Annotated in this window: 5 protein-coding genes and 2 pseudogenes; 6 read left to right on the forward strand and 1 reads right to left on the reverse strand. The window is 44.3% G+C overall.

Annotated features, from left to right (window positions below):
• The 6 genes and pseudogenes from O9332_RS01375 to O9332_RS01405 form a co-directional block, all read left to right on the forward strand.
• Positions 1-228: pseudogene (locus tag O9332_RS01375) on the forward strand (hypothetical protein); the annotation flags it as partial.
• Between the two features lie 412 nt (positions 229-640).
• A complete protein-coding gene (locus O9332_RS01380; protein ID WP_002759366.1) occupies positions 641-1,180 on the forward strand; it encodes a DUF3782 domain-containing protein in 540 nt (179 codons plus the stop codon).
• 175 nt (positions 1,181-1,355) lie between these two features.
• Positions 1,356-1,484, forward strand: a complete 129-nt coding sequence (locus tag O9332_RS01385) for a hypothetical protein (protein ID WP_256378307.1) — start codon at positions 1,356-1,358, stop codon at positions 1,482-1,484.
• A 206-nt stretch (positions 1,485-1,690) separates the two neighbouring features.
• Positions 1,691-2,405 (forward strand): annotated as a pseudogene (locus tag O9332_RS28265) (IS1 family transposase); the annotation flags it as partial.
• A 439-nt stretch (positions 2,406-2,844) separates the two neighbouring features.
• Entirely contained in the window at positions 2,845-3,066 is a 222-nt protein-coding gene (locus tag O9332_RS01400) for a hypothetical protein (protein ID WP_043999527.1), read from the forward strand.
• The gene (locus O9332_RS01405; protein WP_172967357.1) at positions 3,056-3,193 is read left to right on the forward strand and encodes a PIN domain-containing protein; all 138 of its coding nucleotides are present in this window, start codon (positions 3,056-3,058) and stop codon (positions 3,191-3,193) included. Before O9332_RS01400 ends, O9332_RS01405 begins: the two co-directional genes overlap by 11 nt.
• Positions 3,194-3,466: 273 nt before the next feature.
• Here O9332_RS01405 and O9332_RS01410 read toward each other — a convergent pair whose 3' ends face one another.
• Positions 3,467-4,033 carry a PEP-CTERM sorting domain-containing protein gene (locus tag O9332_RS01410; protein ID WP_288023343.1) on the reverse strand — a complete coding sequence of 189 codons (567 nt, stop codon included), beginning with the start codon at positions 4,031-4,033 and terminating at the stop codon, positions 3,467-3,469.
• Between the last annotated feature and the right edge of the window lie 408 nt (positions 4,034-4,441).

Genomic DNA, 4,441 nt, shown 5'->3' on the forward strand with positions numbered 1-4,441 from the left:
ACCCTTATAGAGAAAGGCATTTAGCGATTTTTGTCAATTGTTTTTGCTCTAGAGCGAACTAATCAATTAAGTCTCTTGCCAGATAAGGATTTAGTCGATTTATGCCCCCCTATCGAACCATACCAAGTAACGAAGAACCCAATTTTTTACAAAAAAATAACACAAAACAAACCGCTAGTAGGAGAACTGACCCGAATGTTAGAGGAATACCGCCAACACGCTGAATAAAAGAGCATTGCTTGGCATCCCTCCCCTCAATGCCACCAGACCTCCCAACTTTGTGAACTCCTCAAAAATCCCCCTGAAGAACAGAAGGAATAACTCTTAAGTTTATTGTAACCGTTCAGGGGGGGGGGGATGTCAAGCCGCCAGTGGCATTGACTCTGTGGAAGGACTCTCCAGGGGCAGCAGAGAGGGAGAAGAACTGCCTTTCCTAGAGGCATGGATACTACTCTCTCACAGTAGCCGCTCTTTTCTACGTCTTTTTAGATTATCAGATTTTGTCCCCCCCTGAACTAGGGTTGATTCATTGTAGGGTTGATTCATGAATCAACCCTACCCCCTGAACAGTTACTTCAAGGGAGAAAAAGCGATCGGGCTATAATAGAGAAAATTTCATTTTAACTTGAGAAAATTCATTATGACAGCTACTATTGAAGACATTCGGGAAATACTAAAGGAATTGGCCCAATCCCAACAAGAGTTATCCCAAGCTCAAAAAGAAACAGATAAGCAAATTAACAGGGTTAGTCAGCAGATTGGGGAGTTGGGCAATCGTTTAGGAGAATTTGTCGAGTGGCAAGTGCGTCCTGCGGTGGTGCGTCTGTTTCAGGAGCGGGGTATTGATGTGCATGAGTTTCACCCTGGCATTTCGGTAAAACGGGATAATGAGGGTTTAGAGATTGATCTATTGGTAGTAAATGATACCGATGCCATTTTAGTGGAGGTCAAAAGTAAGTTAACTCAAAGGGATGTGGATGAGCATTTACAACGTTTGGCCAAGTTTAAGCGGTTAATGCCTCGTTTTCGAGATGTAAAGGCTTTGGGAGCGGTGGCAGCGATGATTGTTCCCAATGAGGTGGCGAGTTACGCTTGTCGTCAGGGTTTATTTGTGTTGGTGCAGTCAGGGGAAAATGTAATAATTTTAAATGATGCGGAGTTTACGCCCCGGGTTTGGTAGGTTTAGCTTTCGTTCCACCCCCTCGCCCGCAAGACTGTATCTTAGAATACATTTTACCCACCAGATCCAAGAGAGCCATGAGAGTGAAGAGATTGAAAATTTAGAGATTTTATTTTTCTCCAAACGTTTAGAGTCTCAAACCCAATTTGAATTACTATTAGAGGAAAATTTAAAAATGACTGAGCCATTAACAGCAGGTTTACTTATCACCTTAGCAGTACAAGAGTTTGTGAAGTCTGGGACGGGAGATTTAGCGAAACGCTTTACGGCTGAAGCTTTGGCTAAGATTCCTGTTTTATGGTAAAAGATCAAAACTCGCTTGGTAATGATTCGGTAGTAGTGGCGTAGCCCTCTTGCTTACCTGGTATGAATTGTGTAAAATATTTATTAATAAAAATAATTGGAACCCGCTCAGTCTTTAAACCTCTAGCTTGATCATGACTTTTCTGATAAATATCTTTTTCTGGCTCCTGTCTGGCTTACTCAAATATCAGTCTAGCACCGAACAAAATACCCCCTTCACCTCTATTCCCCTGTCCTAATTGTGGTTCTCACCGTAGGATCAAGAATGGTTCTATTCCTAAGGGAAAACCCAAACGTCAATGTAAAGAATGTGGTCGTCAGTTTGTGAGCAATCCCACTAATAAAACCGTCTCTGACGAAACCAAACAATTAATTGACAAACTCTTACTCGAACGAATTTCCTTACGAGGAATTGCTAGAGTAACTGGAGTGAGTTGGTCATGGTAACAAAACTATGTTAATAATAAATTTAGCCAAGTTCCTCGCCAGGTATAGGTAACAGACAAACCTAAAGGCAAATTAATCATAGAATGTGATGAGTTATGGTCATTCGTATTTTGTCAGAAAGTCAAGGTATATATTTGGTTAGCTATCGATAGAACTACGCGAGAAATTATTGGTTGCTATGCGCGGAGATAGGAGTCGTCAATCAGCCAAAAAACTTTGGGGCCAGTTTACCAGGTGTTTACCGACAATGCGCGGCTGCTTACACAGACTTTTGGGAGTCCTATAAGACAGTAATTCCTAGTAAACGTCATCGACTGGTCGGAAAAGAAACTGGTCAAACCAATCATATTGAAAGATTAAATAATACCTTTCGACAAAGGATTTCTCGGTTGGTGAGAGAGAGTCTATCTTTCTCTAAAAAAATGGAGAATCACGTTGGGGAGCCCTTTGGTATTTTATCCATGACTACAATGCACAGCAAAGCAAAGGATTAAGCCGCCATCACTACTACCGAATCACCACCGCAAAAGGAACTTTTGAGTGGCATAGAAGACATTGTTTAGCTAAATTCCCCCCTGCTATACCCCCGCCCGCCCATTTTGTCAAGATTTTTATCATTTATATTTCTTATGCTTCATTTAGCTATTGATTACTCGATTAGGGATTGAGGGCGATCTCCCAGAGATGCGCGAAGGGGTGCGCTTTTCTAGGGTGCGGGGGGTTATAGTATCATCAAAGAAATACTCTAGCCGCCGATCGCTCTTTTCATTGGCCAAAGACAAACAAAATAACTAGCATTAAAATAGTTATAGTCTCCGTTTCGGTGTTCCCGTTGTCCCAGTTCCCCTGATAGGATTTAATCGATCGCTTAACTCTAGAGCTAAAGTAGAGATAGGGTTTAATTGGAGCCATGTATGGAAGCGATCGAATTTAGGACGGTTATTCATGACGGTCAAGTGAGCGTTCCCCCCCGATATTCTTCTCGATGGGAAGGTAAGATGATACGGGTGATTGTTTTGGATGACTCGGAAATCGTCCCCGATCCGGGCCAGAAAACTGAAAAAACCATGTTCGAGGCGATTTCTTTAAATACACGGGGATTTACATTCGATCGGGACGAGGCTAATGCCCGATAAAGTTTTTTTTGATAGTTTAATACTGGCCAGCGCTCTGGAAGCGGGCTGTCAAATTCTCTACAGTGAAGATTTACAAGATGGTCAGCGAATCGAGAATCAATTGATGATCGTTAATCCCTTTGGTTAAGTAGGTAGGTGTTAAAAGTTGTCAGACACCCCCCTTGATAAGTAGGGTTGATTCATGAATCAACCCTACTTATAATCAACCCTAGGGACTTGCGTGAGAATAATATCCCAATCGATCGGAGGGCGCAAGCTTTGCGCCCCTACAGTAACGGATTTTGTCGACAATGTAGGGGCGAACTGCGTTCGCCCAAAAGGTACATTATCAAAGCGCAAGTCTCCTACTATGAGTCAACCCCACCTTGATAAGGAGGGCAGGGGGATCAGTCGGTCAAAATTACTTTTCCAGTTTCCGGCCTTTGCACAATAAACCGACCCCGGCAACGGAGAGTAAACCGAGAACCGTCGCCGGTTCGGGAACGGTGGTAGTGCCAGCCGGGGTCAGGGAATAATTGGCGAGAACGAAGAGTTCAGGAAGAGTAGAACCGTAGGCACTGCCGGAAGCGAACAGGTCGGTCGTGTTACCTACAATAGCGTTAGGGGGCAAAAAGCCGAATCCATCAATACAATTCGTCGTGTTACAAGCGACAAAATCCAGTCCCGCTCCGTCTAGGGATAGCACCGCCTGACCCGTTACAACAACACCAGCAAGAATGCTATCGAGATAAGAACCTATGAACGGGAGGGCAGGAGCGGGAGAGCCGTTAAAGGTGGTATTACTGATAGAACTGACGAATACCGTGTTGTTATCCAGTTGCAGGGTTCCGTCAACCGTCGCAGTGATGGTTCCTAAGCTGGAGGTGTAGGAAAAGTTAAAAGTTGCGGCGCTGGCAACTGGTGCGAGGGTGGCGGTGGCTACCGTGGCGAGGGCGACGGAATAGCAAAAGGAACTTTTAAGTGGCATAGAATACATTGTTTAGCTAAATTCCCACCCACTATACCCTCCCCCCCCCCGATTTTGTCAAGGTTGTTGCTATTTATATTTATTATGCTTTATCTACCTATTGATTACTCGATTCGGGATTGAGGGCGATCTCCCAAGAGAGCGGCGAAGTGGTGCGCTTTTCTGGGGTGCGAGGGGCGATCGGTAAAATTGGCATACACTATAATTATCAGAGCGATCGATGTTTAAGTAGGTAGGCGTTAAAAATTATCAGATGCCCCCCTTATTAAGGGGGATCCCCCCGCCTATCGGCACCCCCCTTATCAAGGGGGGCAGGGGGGATCGGCACCCCCCTTATTAAGCTGTCCATTAGTCACATCTTTCTTAACATTTCAAACCTTTGTAGCACAAGGCTTTCAAGACTCGGTT

Source organism: Microcystis sp. LE19-10.1B (assembly GCF_027530565.1).
GTDB classification, from domain to species: Bacteria; Cyanobacteriota; Cyanobacteriia; order Cyanobacteriales; family Microcystaceae; genus Microcystis; species Microcystis aeruginosa.